The sequence below is a fragment of the Streptomyces sp. 3214.6 genome, from assembly GCF_900129855.1.
Classification (GTDB): Bacteria; Actinomycetota; Actinomycetes; order Streptomycetales; family Streptomycetaceae; genus Streptomyces; species Streptomyces soliscabiei.
In genome coordinates this window covers 2,286,232-2,301,089 of the sequence record NZ_LT670819.1, presented here as the reverse complement: position 1 = coordinate 2,301,089, position 14,858 = coordinate 2,286,232, and the positions used below count along the sequence as shown (strand labels likewise).

At 71.0% G+C, this 14,858-nt stretch carries 12 protein-coding genes and 2 pseudogenes; 4 read left to right on the top strand and 10 right to left on the bottom strand.

Annotated features, from left to right (window positions below; all coding sequences use genetic code 11):
- Positions 1-15: 15 nt before the first annotated feature.
- From B5557_RS10290 to B5557_RS46220, 4 genes are all read right to left on the bottom strand, one after another.
- On the bottom strand, positions 16-1,344 hold the full coding sequence (locus tag B5557_RS10290; RefSeq protein WP_079658831.1) for a hypothetical protein: 1,329 nt from the start codon (positions 1,342-1,344) through the stop codon (positions 16-18).
- 182 nt (positions 1,345-1,526) lie between these two features.
- Positions 1,527-2,804, bottom strand: coding sequence for a GAF domain-containing protein (locus B5557_RS10285; RefSeq protein WP_079658830.1), 1,278 nt, complete (start codon positions 2,802-2,804; stop codon positions 1,527-1,529).
- A 323-nt stretch (positions 2,805-3,127) separates the two neighbouring features.
- Positions 3,128-4,777 (bottom strand): acyl-CoA dehydrogenase family protein, encoded by a 1,650-nt coding sequence (locus tag B5557_RS10280; protein ID WP_079658829.1) that lies wholly within the window; start codon positions 4,775-4,777, stop codon positions 3,128-3,130.
- Entirely contained in the window at positions 4,753-5,349 is a 597-nt protein-coding gene (locus B5557_RS46220) for a hypothetical protein (protein WP_443031342.1), read from the bottom strand. Before B5557_RS46220 ends, B5557_RS10280 begins: the two co-directional genes overlap by 25 nt.
- A gap of 735 nt (positions 5,350-6,084) precedes the next feature.
- Here B5557_RS46220 and B5557_RS10270 point away from each other — a divergent pair.
- Both B5557_RS10270 and B5557_RS10265 read left to right on the top strand, forming a co-directional pair.
- Positions 6,085-7,338, top strand: coding sequence for a YihY/virulence factor BrkB family protein (locus B5557_RS10270; protein WP_231976324.1), 1,254 nt, complete (start codon positions 6,085-6,087; stop codon positions 7,336-7,338).
- Positions 7,339-7,413: 75 nt separating this feature from the next.
- A complete protein-coding gene (locus B5557_RS10265) occupies positions 7,414-8,136 on the top strand; it encodes an AraC family transcriptional regulator (protein WP_079664693.1) in 723 nt (240 codons plus the stop codon).
- Positions 8,137-8,164: 28 nt separating this feature from the next.
- Here the strand turns inward: B5557_RS10265 and B5557_RS10260 are convergent, their stop codons facing one another.
- From B5557_RS10260 to B5557_RS10235, 6 genes and pseudogenes are all read right to left on the bottom strand, one after another.
- The gene (locus B5557_RS10260) at positions 8,165-8,560 is read right to left on the bottom strand and encodes a VOC family protein (RefSeq protein WP_173877659.1); all 396 of its coding nucleotides are present in this window, start codon (positions 8,558-8,560) and stop codon (positions 8,165-8,167) included.
- A gap of 79 nt (positions 8,561-8,639) precedes the next feature.
- Positions 8,640-9,272 carry a VOC family protein gene (locus B5557_RS10255; protein WP_079658827.1) on the bottom strand — a complete coding sequence of 211 codons (633 nt, stop codon included), beginning with the start codon at positions 9,270-9,272 and terminating at the stop codon, positions 8,640-8,642.
- Positions 9,273-9,410: 138 nt separating this feature from the next.
- The gene (locus tag B5557_RS10250) at positions 9,411-10,454 is read right to left on the bottom strand and encodes a LacI family DNA-binding transcriptional regulator (protein WP_079658826.1); all 1,044 of its coding nucleotides are present in this window, start codon (positions 10,452-10,454) and stop codon (positions 9,411-9,413) included.
- A gap of 216 nt (positions 10,455-10,670) precedes the next feature.
- A pseudogene (locus B5557_RS42745) lies at positions 10,671-10,784 on the bottom strand (carbohydrate ABC transporter permease); the annotation flags it as partial.
- A gap of 124 nt (positions 10,785-10,908) precedes the next feature.
- Positions 10,909-11,994, bottom strand: coding sequence for a LacI family DNA-binding transcriptional regulator (locus tag B5557_RS10240; RefSeq protein ID WP_079658825.1), 1,086 nt, complete (start codon positions 11,992-11,994; stop codon positions 10,909-10,911).
- A gap of 226 nt (positions 11,995-12,220) precedes the next feature.
- Complete coding sequence (locus tag B5557_RS10235) at positions 12,221-13,234, bottom strand: hydroxyacid dehydrogenase (RefSeq protein WP_173877658.1); 1,014 nt, start codon at positions 13,232-13,234, stop codon at positions 12,221-12,223.
- Between the two features lie 726 nt (positions 13,235-13,960).
- Here B5557_RS10235 and B5557_RS10230 point away from each other — a divergent pair.
- Together B5557_RS10230 and B5557_RS44465 are read left to right on the top strand one after the other, a co-directional pair.
- Positions 13,961-14,164 carry a hypothetical protein gene (locus B5557_RS10230; protein WP_079658824.1) on the top strand — a complete coding sequence of 68 codons (204 nt, stop codon included), beginning with the start codon at positions 13,961-13,963 and terminating at the stop codon, positions 14,162-14,164.
- A gap of 20 nt (positions 14,165-14,184) precedes the next feature.
- Positions 14,185-14,776 (top strand): annotated as a pseudogene (locus tag B5557_RS44465) (alginate lyase family protein); the annotation flags it as partial.
- Positions 14,777-14,858 lie beyond the last annotated feature (82 nt).

Genomic DNA, 14,858 nt, shown 5'->3' with positions numbered 1-14,858 from the left:
CCGCCAGGGAATCATCTACCTGCTTGTTCTGTCGATCGAGGCCAAGGGCAGCGCGAAGAGCACCCGCCCCGACTGGGTCCAGACCTCACCGGTCTCCGCCCAGTAGGAAAGGGATTCCGGGTGGGGACTCCAGCAGCTGTGTGTTTCCGCGGTACCGCACTTCGCGGCCCGTGCCCGGTCCGCCTTGCTGTCCACCTCGCCGTGCGCCCTGCCGGCGGTCTGCCGCCACAGCGTCCCGTGTTCGTCCTGCGGGCCGGCGGCGCGGGTCACGTACCACTGGGATCCGTACGACAGCACCCCCCGTACGCCCGTCACCTTCGTCTCGTACGCCTCCGAGGCCCCTACCCGCCCCGTGGCGCCGACGGCGAGCAGCCCCGCGTGCCCAGGGGCGGTGCTGAAGGGGTAGCGCCACAGGCGGGCGCCCCGGTCGCCGTCGTCCAGGGTCCACTCCCCGGCCACCAGGCTGTCCGGCGCCGTGCTGCGGTCGAGGGAAACGGTTGCGGGGTGCGGGGCCCCGGAACCGCCGCTCAGCTCATAGGAGCCGATGGCCGGCAGGACGAAGCGGTAACCGTTTGCCGACCAGCCGCCCGGGACCCGGCCGACCGCATCGCTCACGACGGTGGCGCGCTGGACGCGGTTCATGTCGTAGACGTACAGCGCGGTCCGCTGCCCGTCGTCGGCCGTGACCAGCAACTTGTCCTGGTACCAGACCATCCCGGAGACATGGGAGACCAGACCTCGGTAGTCGCGCCCGTCGGCGACCGGGACGGCGAGCAGGGCCCAGTTGTAGGAGAGGTGGTTGAGGTCTCCCGCGTTCACGAAACCGACCCGGGCCAGGCCCCGGTCGGCAGCCGTGCCGGCGCTGCGCGACCAGCCGGAGAGGATCACCCGGTTCGCACCCCAGGTGCCGTCGTCGTCCGCGTCCCCCGACGTGGTGACCGCGCCCGGCTGCCAGCCCTCGGTGTCGTCCGTGTTCCAGCAGTACGCACGGGTGGCCACGGGGGAGACCGGCAGGGCCCTGCGTTCGGCGGGCGAGCAGTCGATCGCGTCCCGCAACGTGCGGTCGGCACCCTCAAGCACCGCGCTGACGCCGACCGGCCGGCCCATTCCCGCGGCGAGGCGGTTCAGGGAAGCCTGCGACACCAGGTTCTCCGTCAGCCGCAGTTTCCCCGTGTCGGCCGTGGCGGTAAGCGGTTTCAGAGCGCCGGGACCGTCGGCGGTCACCGTCGCCTGGGAAGCACTGATCATGGTGGCGGCAGCGGTGAGCGCGAGAGCCGTTCCGGACAGGAACGCGCGCAGTGCCCTGCCTCGCCTGCGCCGGCGGTGTCGGCCGCGATGCTTCATTCGTCCTCCCGAGGCGGGCCAACTGCGCCTGATGATCCGTACGTTGACCGAGGAGCAGGTGGGGTGACCCGTAGAGGGATGCTACGGCAGTCGGCCACCGTGTAGGACGAAGACCCCGCAAATATGCGGAAGATGCCATCGGAAGAACTCCGGTGGGCCATAGTGCCAGGGCCGGACAGGCCCTACGGGGCCGACGCCCGGTTCCTCACCACGGCGGGCGCGGTCGAATGGGGCAACAGGCCCATCGGATCGGCCGGAAGGAGCACCTCGACCTCGGCATCCTCGCAGAAACGATACGGTTGGTGTTCCAGAAAACCCCCCAGATACCGCCGCACCCGAGACATCTCGGCCCGTACCGTCACCGTACGGCCCGAGTCGCCGAACACGTCCTCGGCCAGGCCCGCCGCGCTGCGCCCGCCACGGTGCGTCGCCAGCAGGTAGAGCAACTCGGCGTGTCGGGGACTCAGCTCGTGCGACCACGACCCCGCACCCCCCGACACCGTCACCGACCAGCGCCGGGGCCGGGTCAGGTCCAGCACGATCCGCGTCGCGCCGCCCGGCAGCGGCTCGGTGGCATCGGCCACGGACCGCACCAGCCAACCCCCGGCCAGCGGCTCGATCGAGCACAACCCCAGCGTCGGCAACCAGCGGCGGCCCGGGGACGGCGACTTGGGCAGTGCGATCCGGCTCGCATACGGCATCCCGGTCACCGCGGCCGTCCAGCCGTCCCCGTCCACCGCCGCCGCCCGGCCGCCGAGCCGGGCCAGCACCGGCGCCGCCACCGCGCGCAGCCGTTCCAGCGAGTCCAGGTGCTTCTCCCGCAGCCTGGACTCGGCGAGCTTCGCCACCGAGTCGACCCAGGCGAGGGTGGCCGGATGCATCGTTTCCAGCGGCCCGCTGACATCGACCACGCCGAGGAGCCGGCCGTTGCGCGGGTCGGTGATCGGGGCGCCCGCGCAGGTCCAGGCCGCGTGCGAGCGCACGAAGTGCTCGGCGGCGAACACCTGTACGGGCCGGCGCACCACTGCCGGCGTGCCCACCCCGTTGGTGCCGACCACGGCCTCGCCCCAGTCCGCGCCCAGTTCGAAACCGAGCCCGTCGGCCTTGCGCAGCACCGGGTTGCAGCCCTCGCGCCACAGCACCCGGCCCTCGTCATCGGCGACGACCATGATGTGGTGGGCGGCGTCCGCGACCGACAGCAACCCTTCCCGCAACACCGGCAACACTTCCCGCAACGGCGACTCCTCCCGCCGTCGCCGCACCTCGTCGGTGCTGAGCAGCCCCGCTCTGACATCATGTTCGGGATCGACACCGCTGCGCAGCAGCCGCTCCCAGGACTGCTCGATCACGGGGCGCGGCGCGAGGCGCGCCGGCTGACCGGCCAGCCGGGCGTCGCGCACCTCGTTGAGCACCCGCGCCGCCCGCGCGGCGTCGACGGCCGCGAGCTGCGGCATGTTCATCGGTGGCATCGCCACTGGGCCTCCCGGGGAGCACACAGGCGGACAACCGGATGTCAAGCTTGTGCAACCGCCTGTTTCCGGTCTTGGTGAAGGCCCCCATCTTGCCGCTCACGCGGGACCGAGGGGCAGAGTCCGGACACAACCACCGACACGTTGCAACCCCCTGCAACCCTGGTGGACATCCACGGGGTGTTTGAAACTTGAGCCACGTCGCCCCGAGCGGCGATTCTGGCCTCGCAGGGCCATTGCGGCGGGGGTGGTGCCGTGTCGGCGCAGCACCACCCCCGCTTCCTGTTTCCCCACGTTTCCTCAGCCCGGAGCGGTCAAAGCCGGGGCTGTGCCCGATCGACGACCGCCGCCAGGTCCAGGCTGTGGGGCAGCGTACCGAAGGCCGCACCCCCATCCCCGCCCAGCCGCGAGGCGCAGAACGCGTCGGCGACCTCCGGCGGCGCGAATCGAACGAGCAGCGCACCCTGAAGCACCAGAGCGAAACGCTCCGCCAGCCGCCGGGCCCGCCCCTCGACGCCGTCCAGATCCGCCAGTTCCGTCAGCAGGCCCTTGATCGCCCCGTCCAGCCGGTGATCGGCCCCACGCGCCCGGCCCACCTCCTGGAGATACGCGTTCAGCGCCTGCGGCTCCCGCTGCAGCGCCCGCAGGACATCCAGCGCCTGGACATTGCCGGCGCCCTCCCACACCGAGTTGAGCGGCGACTCACGCACCAGCCGGGGCATCCCCGACTCCTCCACGTAACCGTTTCCACCCAGGCATTCCGACGCCTCCACCGCCACCGGCGCACAGCGCTTGGTCACCCAGTACTTGGCCGCCGGAACCGCGATCCGCAACAGCGCCCGCTCCTGCTCACCCCCGTCGTCGTAGGCCGCCGCCAGCCGCAGCGCGAGCGCGGTCGCCGCTTCCGACTCCAGCGCGAGGTCGGCCAGGACATTGCGCATCAACGGTTTGTCGACGAGTTTCCCGCCGAACGCCTCACGGTAGGTGCAGTGATGGATCGCCTGCGCCACCGCCTGCCGCATCAACCCCGCCGAACCCAGCACACAGTCCAGCCGCGTCGCCGCGACCATGTCGATGATCGTGCGCACCCCGCGCCCCTCCTCACCGACCCGTCGCGCCCACGTCCCGTCGAACTCGACCTCACTGGAGGCGTTGGACCGGTTCCCCAGCTTCTCCTTGAGCCGCTGGAGGCGGAAAACGTTACGGGTACCGTCTTCGAGAACGCGCGGCACAAGGAAACACGTGAGCCCGCCTCCCTCCCGGACCGGCGCCGTCCGGGCAAGAACCAGGAAACCGTCCGACATCGGCGCCGAACAGAACCACTTGTGCCCGGTCAGCTCGTACGTCCCGTCCTCGGCGAGAGGAGTGGCGAGGGTCGTGCTCGCCCGTACGTCGCTGCCACCCTGTTTCTCCGTCATCCCCATCCCGAACAGCGCCCCCGCCTTCAGACGCGCCGGGCGCAGCTCACGGTCGTAGATCGTGGACGTCAGCCGGGGCTCCCACTCGGCCGCCAGCTCCGGATCGGTGCGCAGCGCGGGCACCGCCGCATGGGTCATCGACAACGGACAGCCGTTGCCCGCCTCGACCTGCGTCCACACCAGGAACCCCGCCGCCCGCCGCACATGCCCGCCCGGCCGCCCCCAGGCATTCGTCAGCTCCGCCCCGACACCCTTGCCGAGCAGCCGGTGCCACGCCGGATGAAAGTCGACCTCGTCGACGCGATGGCCGTAACGGTCGTGCGTGCGCAGTTTCGGCGGATACTCGTTGGCCTGCACCGCCCACTCCTGCAACTGCGCCGATCCGGCCGCCCGCCCGAGCGCCGACAACTCGCCGCGCGCCTCGTCGAGCAGCTCCGGATCCAGGTGCCGCTCCACGGCAGCCACCAGTGCCTGGTCGGTGCCGTAGACGTCGTACCCGGTCAGGGGCGGGGGCTGGTTGGTCACGGTGTGCGTGCTGCCTGCCATAGCCCGAACCTACCGTTCCTGGAGACTGAGCGGGTCGTCACGTCCTGTTGCCAGGGCTTGTGCTCAGCCGGGCGCCCCGAACGGTGTTGGGCGTCCTGGTCTGCCGTGTTCGCTCCGCGTCCGGCGCGCACGGATCGTGTCCGTGGTCCGGGAATGCGGGGGCGGCTTTCCTCACGCCCCAGGGCTCCCGGTCGGGCCTGGACGCTCCGATGCCCCACAGCATCACTCCGGTGCTGTGGGGGCGGTGGCGTCCGTCGCCGGATCGGGTGTCCCAGGGCGCGCCTTTCGATCGCCACGGCGGCCGCGTTGTGGCGGGTGGTCTTCCTGGTCGTGGTGGTGAGGGGTTTCTGCCAGTGCTGGGCGCCCCATCGGCTGGTGTAGGCCGGGTCCACGGCGACGACCGTGATGCCGAGTTCGACGGCCATGGCGACGAGGCGGGCGCGGAGTCCGGCCACGGGCATGCCGGAGATCAGCTTGCGGAACTGTTTGCGGCGGCCGTGCTTCTCGCGGGTGGTCTCGGCGGTGAAGTCCAGGTCCTCGACCGCGATCGCCAGGCCGTGGCGTTTCGCCATGGGGGCACCTCCCGCTCGAGCGAAGCCGAGAGTGGGGGAGCAGCAGGCGGATGAGGGCGTGGCGGAACTGGGCGTCGCGGTATTCGGCGGTGCCGGTGAGGTCGTAGCCGAACCGGCGGGGCTCGCCGACGGGGTTGCCGTGTCGGTCCGGGCGCCAGGCCGCCAGGTGGTCGGCGTTGGTGTCCACGCCGACCACGCCGACCACGCCGTTCGCGCGGGCCGTGGCCAGGGGGACGGTTCGGACCGGGGCGATCGTCCACGACGCGGTCAGGCACCAGCGACCCCGCTGGACGTCTTCGTGGATGCGGTGGGCGACGGCCCGGTTCGCGGCCACCCGGTCGCGCCACTGCTCACCTCGGTGCCGGTCACGGACCGCCACACCCGAAGGCCCCCAGGGCGACGAACGGCGCCGCCGTCTTCCGCAACCCGCCCATCCCTTTCGCCCCCTCCCCACGTCGTCCTGAGAACCCCTCACCGCACCCAACGACCACCACCGGCAAAGGTCACCCATTCGACAGGGAAACTCCTGTTCCCCTCCAAGGTCACCGGACCTGCCGCGGCAGCAAGACTCACCCATGCGCGCCAGAACACCCCCGTGCGCACCCAATCGCCAGCAGTTCAGAACCCCCGGGTACGACGGTCATGGCCATCCGGAGCCCGCGCGGCCGCTTCCCGACCCGGGACGCGGCCTTGCCGGAGGTGAGTGCAGCCCCGAACGGCGGATACCTTTAGGGCGTGCAGCCAGCAAGTCAGTCACCCGAGCAACCCGGGAGCCCCACCGGGCGTCTCCACCGGGCGCGCGCCCTTTACCGGAACGTTTCCAAGCGCCGGACCGCCTGGCTGCTGTTGAAGGACACCGTCAACTCCTGCATCGAGTACCGCATCCTCGGCCTCGCCGCCGAAGCAGCCTTCTTCACGTTGCTGTCCGTGCCGCCCCTGCTGCTCAGCCTCATCGGTCTGCTCGGCTACGTCGACGACTGGACCGGCACCGACAGCATCAGCAGCCTGGAGAACAACCTCCTCGAGGCCTCGCGCACGGTCCTGTCCGACAAGGGCGTCCGACAGATCGCCCAGCCGATCCTCGACGACGTGATGAAGGGCGGCCGTCCCGACGTCATCTCCATCGGGTTCCTGTTCGCACTGTGGTCGGGCTCGCGTGCGGTAAACGTTTTCATCGACACGATCACCGTGATGTACGGCCTCGACGGCGTGCGCGGCATCGTCAAGACGCGGCTGGTGGCGTTCCTGCTGTTCGTGGCGGCCCTGCTGATCGGCTCCATCGCGCTGCCGCTGATGGTGGCAGGCCCGGACGCGGTGGTGGGGATCGTGCCCTGGTCGACGACCGTGGTGCAGGTCCTGTACTGGCCGGTCGTGATCGTCCTGTCCGTCGCGTTCCTGACCACGCTCTACCACGTCTCCGTGCCGGTGCGCTCCCCGTGGATCGAGGATGTGCCCGGCGCCCTCGTCGCCCTCGCCATGTGGGTGCTGGGCAGTTTCCTGCTGCGCATCTACCTGACGAACACGATCGAGGGTGCCACCATCTACGGCTCCCTCGCCGCCGCCGTCGCCGTACTGCTGTGGATCGGGGTGTCCGCCTTCGCCGTGCTGGTCGGCGCCGCCGTCAACGCCGCGATCGACCGCGTCTGGCCGGCCGCCGCGACGGCCGCGGCCCGCGCCGCCAACGAACGGCTGCGGCAGGAGGAGGCAGAGGAGTACGTCGCCCGCATGGCGGCGATCCGCTCTCACGAGGAGGACGACCCCGACGACCCCGACATGCCGTCCGAGTTCCCCGAAAGATGGTCCCGTTTCCTTCCGCCGGAGGACGTGACGGGACGGTTCCGGACACATGTGAAGAGCTCTTTGAAAGGCCACGGGGGGCACGGGGGCCACGGAGAGCACGGTGGCAGCACTGGCAGCGGCGGAAACGGCAGTAACAGCGGGGGCACTGGAAACAGCGGTAACGGGCAGGAACAGCCCCCGGAGGGGTAAGCGCTTTCCCGCTGTGTGGGAGGAGGTGTGACTTCGTACCGTGGGCTCGGTTCGTGGCGGCGTAACCTGGCGCACGTGTACGAGGAGAGGGCCTCCCGGCTGGCCGGGGCGGTGGTGTGGACGAACACGCCGTCGGCGGCGTTCCTCATGCTTCCCGTACTGCCCGATGGGTGCATGGACCTGTTGTGGAGCGAGGGCAGGCTACTGGTCGCCGGACCGGACACCCGGGCTCACACCCCCGACGGCCCGCCCGCGCCCTGGGCGGGCATCCGCCTCTACCCCGGCACGGCGCCTACCCTCCTCGGCGTACCCGCCCACGAACTGCGCGACCGCCGCGTGGAGTTGGCCGATCTCTGGCCGGCGTCGGAGGTACGGCGCCTGAGTGCCCGAGTCGCTGCGGCGGCGCACCCGGCGACGGCACTGGAGGCACTGGCGCTGGAGCGGGCCGCTGCGCCCGACCCCGCACTGCGTCGACTGGTCGCCGCGCTCGCGGCGGGCCGTCCGGTGGCCGCCACAGCGGACGAACTCGGCCTCGGCGCCCGCCAGTTGCACCGCCGCTCGCTGGCATGCTTCGGCTACGGGCCCAAGACGCTGGCCCGGATCCTGCGCCTGCAGCGCGCACTCGCACTGGTCCGCAAGGGCGTGCCGTACGCGGACACGGCGGCCCGCGCCGGTTACGCCGACCAGGCCCATCTCTCCCGAGACGTACGGGAGTTCACCGGCCGGACACTGGGCGACCTGCTGCGTCAAGGGGCCGACCTGTCCAGCACGCGAGGAAGGGCACCCGCGGCGTCCTGACGGCGACGTGCCGCGTCAGGGCCCCGACCTACTGGGCCAGCGGCGCGAAGAGGTCGACGCCGTTGCCGTCGGGATCGTGCACGACGGCGTACCGCTGGCCCCAGAAGGCGTCCCACGGCTTCAGCTCGCCCGGGTGGCCGGCGCTCACCAGCTCCTCGTACACGGCGTCCACCTCCTCGGGTGTGGCGCAGCGCAGCGCGAGCGACGCCCGGCCGCCTCCGGACGGCGGCCGCCACGTCGGGTGGAACGAACGGACGGTTTCTTCGGTGTCCAGCAACAGCCGCAGCCCGCCGGGCAGTTCGGCCTCGGTGTGCGGCGCTCGCTCCGCACCTTCAGGGAAGGCGAACCCGAGCCGACGGTAGAAGGAAACGGAGGCGGCCATGTCGGAGACGACCAGGCCGATGGCATCGAATCGTGGACTCATACGGCCACGGTAGGCAGGACCGGCGCAGCCGGTCTTGAAGGAAACGGACGTCCGGCCCGGAAAAGAGCGGCCTCGCAGGTCAGGTGAATGTCACCGGGCCGTTGGGCGTGTCCACCGTGAACGAGAAACCCGCCGGGCCCTCGGTGAGGGTGAGGTCGGTGCCGACGGCGCTCAGCAGAGGGCGTACGTCCTCGGGGTCCGGGGCGGTCGCGGTCAGCTCCAGCAGGGGACTGACGGGCAGGCCCGATGTGGAAGGGTGGGGCGTGGCGCCCCAGTCGATGAGGAAGGGCACCACACCGGACGGGTGCGGGGAGCCGCCGTCGGTCAGCCGCCATCGAAGCAGGGTGCCGTCCGGACGGCGTCGGCTCATCTCCCGTACCTCGCCGGTGTCGTAGCCCCGGGCGCGGGCGGTCGCGACTGCCGCGTCCAGATCGGGTGGGCTGATCGCCCAGGTGGTCGTCCGTGCCGCCGCCAACACGTCGACCCCGAAGGGGCGCGCATGGGACGGCACGGGCTGCTCCGGATCCGGGCCGATGATCTCCAGGTAGGCGCAACCACCCAGCCCCACCAGGTAGTTGCGGGTGCCCAGCCCGACGTGCACTCCGCCCGGCGCCGGGGTCAGTCCCGTGCGCCGGGCGAACTCGGCGACCGTCGTCGCCAGGTCGGGCGTTGCGAGGACGATGTGATCGAGGTGTGCCGGAATGGTGTTCATCCCGTCCGAGCGTACGCGCCCGGCCGGTGCCGCTGCCCTTTGCGTCCCTGTACGGCTGTGAAACCGCATGGAAACGGAGACTCAGAGACTCTGACCGAACTCGGCTTTCCCACAAGGGCATTGGGCTCTCACAGGTCGTCAGCTCCGCGGTGGTGCCGTGCTCGCCCGCTGTACGAGCCGCGTCGACAGCTCCGTCCGCGTTCCCTCCGGACGCTCTCCGTCCATCATCCGCACCAGCAGCCGCAGGGCCGTCGCCGCCATCTCCGCCAACGGCTGACGGACGGTGGTGAGGGCGGGCGTGGTCCACCGGGACTCCGGCAGGTCGTCGAACCCGACCACGCTGACGTCGTACGGAATCCTCAACCCCCGTTCCGCCAGGGCCTGGTAGACCCCGAGGGCCATGCGGTCGGAGCAGACGAAGACGGCCGTCGGCGGCTCGGGCAGATCGAGCAGTTCATGCATGCGTCGGTGCGCGACGGACTCGTCGAAGTCTCCGTTGCGCAGGTATTCGGGGCGCTGTGCGAGCCCGGCCGAGGCCAGCGCCGAGCGGTAGCCGGCGACCCGGGCGCTGCTGCACATCCTGCGGCGCGGGCCGGCGATCACGGCGATGTGTTCGTGGCCGAGCGCCAGCAGATGCTCGGTCGCCGTCACTCCGCCCTGCCAGTTCGCCGCCCCCACCGACACCGCCCCGGGCGGCGGCTCGACCACCGGGTCGATCATCACGAACGGTGTGCGGTGCTGCTCCAGCCAGGCGAACTGAGAGCCCGTCAACTCGGCGAGATTGAACAGGACTCCAGCCGAACCTCGCACGGTCAGCTTGTCCAGCCAGCCGCGCTGCGGGCGGCCGGCGCGGGTGCGGGACAAGGCGGCCGAGACGACCACGTCCAGACCCGCGTCGTACGCCGCCTCCTCCACGCCGTGCAGCACCGCACCCGACCAGGAACTGTCCAGCGAGTGCACGACGAGGTCGACCAGCCGGGGCGGCTTCGTCGCGTCGAAGCGCGGTCTGCGTACATAGCCGAGCCGGTCCAGCGCCTCCGTGACCCGGCGTCGGGTCTCGGGGGCGACGTCCTCCCGGCCGTTGACCACCTTGGAAGCGGTCGGTACGGACACCCCCGCCTCGCGGGCCACGACCGCCAGGGTCGGCCCGGCGGTCACGCTCGCGCTCGCCGTGTGCACCATTGGGAACCACCTCTCCGGCCCGCCCGAGGGTCAGCGAAAGTTCGACCAGCACCCTTTCGGAGCCGATCCGGCAACAGGCGGCTCGCAGAAAGCGCTTGCTATCCTAGGTGTGTCACAGGCCTGACGTGAAGACACCGGGAAACACGGGATCTTGTGGCGGTGACTTTCGAAACCCGCCGGAGCTCAGGCGGGTCCTGATCAACCCGTTCAGCGTTACGTGAACAGCTGGTGCAGGTTGTCCCAGAGGTGCCAGCCGGAGAACCACAGTCCGTTGCTTTGGTAGAGGCCGACGCGGTCCTTGGTGGCGGCGACGATCAGCCACCACACGGGGAGTGCAGGTCAGAGGTGCTGAGCGGAGGTTTTCAGGACTCCCGGAAGGCATGACTCAAGAGCTCGGCGAGGTCGGCAGAAACCTTCGGTAAACGGTTTCGTAACGTGGTCACAACGCACTCGCTCACCGGCGAGACGGAGGCCGCACCGAGTCGCGTACGACGACATGGGTGCCCAGTACGAGGTGCTCCCCGTCGCCGCCCTTGCGGCCGCCCGCGCCGCCTTCGCGCCGGTCGGCGACCGCCCGCAGCGCGACGCGGCCCATCTCCTCGTACGGGACGTGCACGGTGGTCAGCTGCGGGGTGAGCTGGGAGGCCAGCGGGATGTCGTCGTAGCCGACGATCGACACGTCCTCCGGGACGCGCAGGCCCGCCGAGCGCAGCGCCTGCATGGCTCCGGCCGCGACGATGTCGGTCCCGGCGAGCACGGCGGTGAAGTCGGGCGTCTCGCGCAGGGCCGTCTCGACGGCCGAGTACCCGTGCTCGTCGTCGTACGGACCGTGCCGCACCAGGCCCGGGTCGAACGGCGCCCCGTACGCCTCGAAGGCCCGCCGGGCGCCCTTCAGCCTGCTCTGCGCCGTGGTGAGAGGGGCGGGGCCGGGCAGGATCAGGACCCGTCGGTGGCCCGCGGACAGCAGATGGCTGGCCATGGCGTAGGCGCCGGACTCGTTGTCGTAGTCGACGGTCGTGGCCGGTACGTCGCCCTCCAGCGGCGGCCTGCCGACCAGGACCAGGTGCGAGCCGGCCGCGTCCAGGGAGCGGGCGAAGCGGGCCATGCGCAGCTGGTACTCCTCGTAGTCGTAGGCGCCGCCGAGCAGGACCACTGCGGCGACACCCTGCTGGCGCATCATGTTCACCAGGGCGAGCTCGCGTTCCGGGTCGTCGCCGGTGGTGCCCACCAGGGAGAGCCATCCGCGCATCGTGGCGGCGCCCTCGACGCCCTTGGCCACGTGGACGAAGGCGGCGCCGGTGATGTTGTTGAGGAGGATCGCGACCGTCGGCGTGCCGCCGCCGGCCAGGGAGCGGGCATGGGCGTTGGTGACGTAGTCCAGGTCCCGGACCACCTTCATCACCCGGCGGCGCAGCTCTTCCGAGACCGGGTAGTTGCCGGACAGCACGCGCGACACGCTCGCCACGGACACGCCCGCGCGCTCCGCCACGTCACGGATGGTCGACCGTCCGGCGCCCGAGCTCGTCCTGCGCTGACTCACGGTGCTGGCTCCTTCGCCGTCGTGGTCCGCCCGCGGGGGATGCCCGGGCCGCCGGGCTCCTCGTCGGTGCGGAAACGGTATCCCATCGTTCCCCCAGGTGGGGGAGCCTGTGGACAGGGTACGGCGAGCGCCGCTGAACAGGGCTTTTCCCCACCCGCGGGCCATCGGTGGGCCGAAGGGGCGGGCCCGTCGCGACGCGGGCCGGGGCGCCCGGCCGGCACCGGCATCACGCGACCCGGGCCAGGTCCGCGTGCCGTACCTCGTGGGCCAGGGGCAGGCCCTGCGCCAGGCGCTCCAGTTCCTCGACGACGATGCGGCCGAGCCGCTCCAGCTCGTTGCCGAGGGAGCCCGCGATGTGCGGGGTGAGGAAGACGTTGGGCAGCCGGTACAGGGGGGAGTCGGCGGGCAGCGGTTCGGGCTCGGTGACGTCCAGGACCGCGTTCAGCCGACCGGAGAGCAGCTCTTCGGTGAGGGCGGCGTGGTCCACCAGGGCGCCCCGGGAGGTGTTGATCAGCAGGCCGCCGTCCCGGACCAGCGCGAGCCGGGCGCGGTCGAGCATGTGGTGGGTCTCGGGGATGTCGGGCGCGTGCAGGCTGACGATGTCGCTGTGGCGCAGCAGATCCTCCAGGGAGAGGAGCTGGGCGCCGAGCTCGGCGGCCTCGGCCGCGTCGACGTACGGATCGTGGAGGAAGGCCTCGAAGTCGTACGGGCGCAACAGTTCCAGCAGGCGGCGGCCCACCCGTGAGGCGCCGATGACGCCGACGCGGCGGCCGAGGTTGCCGGTGGTCGCGGTCTCGGCGGGCGTGGGGTAGGCGTGGGTGCGGCGGAAGCGCTCGCGGTGGGCGAAGGCGTCCTTTCCGGCGAGCAGGATCATGGCCAGGGTGTATTCGGCGACGGGTACCGCGTTGCCGGTGACCGCGCTGGAGACGGCGACGCCGTGCTGCCACAGGGCGTCGCCGACGAGGGAGCGGACCGAGCCAGCCGCATGCAGGACCGCGCGCAGCCCCGGTGCCGCGGTGAGCGCGTCCGCGTCGAGGTGGGGGCAGCCCCATCCGGTGATCAGGACCTCGGCGCCGGCCAGTGCGGGCGCGGCGGCCGGATCGGCGAAGTCCCGGACGACGAGCGTGGGGTCGAGGTCGGCCGTTTGCCGCAGGCGAGCCAGGAGCGGCGCGGGGAACAGCAGGGGGAGATGCACCGGATCCATGGCGAACACGGCCCTGGGCGGCTGGGCGCTGGGCATGACACTCCTGAGTGCGTAGGAAACATTTTCCGAAAGCGCCTTCTACGGTAGGTCTGCTCCGGAGTCACGGTCAATCAGTGGGGCGGATCGCCGAAGCGGAAATCCTTTCGGGCCGCGCTTTTGGAGTAAAGACGCACTTCAGAGCGGGAGTTCGTGGGGCGCGGCGGGGCGTGCGGGTCGGCTCCGCGGGAGTGTGAAACATGTTTCCGGTGTGAAGGCGGGAAGTGAGGCGCGAAGGCGGAGCCGCGGGCACCACCGGTGCCGAAGGTGCGCGGAGGCGGCGTTCGCGGATGCGAGTCGGCGAAATCTTCGAAGGGTCCCTCCCCGGTGCGGACCTCGATGCCGATTTGCGTATCACCGCAGGTCAGGCGGGAATTTCTGGTTGATCGCGATCGCTCTGCGGTGACTGCGCGGCGGCTGTCGAGCCGTGCGCAGAGTTTTCGAAAGTCTGCGCAGGCTCTTGACGCGCCATCGAGACCGGCACAAGCTCTGGCGATCCGCTCGTAGTAACCGGTTGCTACCTGTTACTACGGCGAGTCTGTCGCGATCCCGTGTTCGCGGATTCCGTGTGAGCGGCGGGAGTCGGCCGGTGGCCGCAGACGCCGAATCGCCCTGGAGGCGATTCGCCTTTCCGTGCCCCGCGACGCGGGAGCTTCCTTTCTCCCCCGCAAGTGGGAGGTACCCCCACCCCGGCCTGAAGGCCGGGGTATCCACGAAGGAGACCCGATGATCACGGCCTTGTCCCGCCGTACCGCCCTGCAGGCGGCCGGTGCCACGGTGCTCGCCGCCGGGCTGTCCGGCGGTCTGACCGCGACGGCCGCCCACGCCGACGACGACAACGCCGCGCCGAAGCTGGTCACCTACCCGCTTCCGTCACCGCCCGGCCGGTCTCCCGCAGCGGAGCCACCGCCGACCGGGTGGGCCTGCTGATGGCCAAGTCGCTGTCACCGTTCGACCAGGCCGCCGAACTCATGCGCGGCTACGCCGGGTTCGACCTGGCGAAGTTCCAGCAGATGATGCTCAACGTCTTCTACCCGCTCAACAACCAGTTCCTCACCCAGCACAACGGCGCCTGCATCACCAACTACTGGGCGAACTGGGACCTGTGCAACATGGCCTCGGTGCTCGCCGGGCCCGCTCGGCGGGCACCTGCGGGCGGCCGCCTCATGGCCCTCGGGATCCTCACCGACAACGCGGCCACGTACGACCAGGCCGTGAACTACTTCAAGACCGGCGCAGGCAACGGCTCCATCGCGCACGCGGTCCCGTACCTGTACACCGACTCTACGACAGCCGCCGCTTCATGAAGGCCGCCCAGTACGTCGCCAAGTACAACCTGGGCCAGGACGTCCCCTACACCACCTACACCTGGGGCACCGGCACCACCCACCTGCAGCCGGCAGTCGCAGACGGTGATCGGCTCCGGTTCCCGCGGCCAGGTCCGCCCGGTCGGTGGCCCCCGAGGGCGGCGGCGGGGACTACGGGTCCACCAGCGGCGGCTACGACCAGCTCGGTTTCGGCACCCTGATGTACGCCAAATAGCCTGCCGCAGGCTCGTGCACCGGAATACCACGCGACCTTGTGGTGCTCTGGTACTACCGGTGCGCGAGCACGCGAAGGGCTG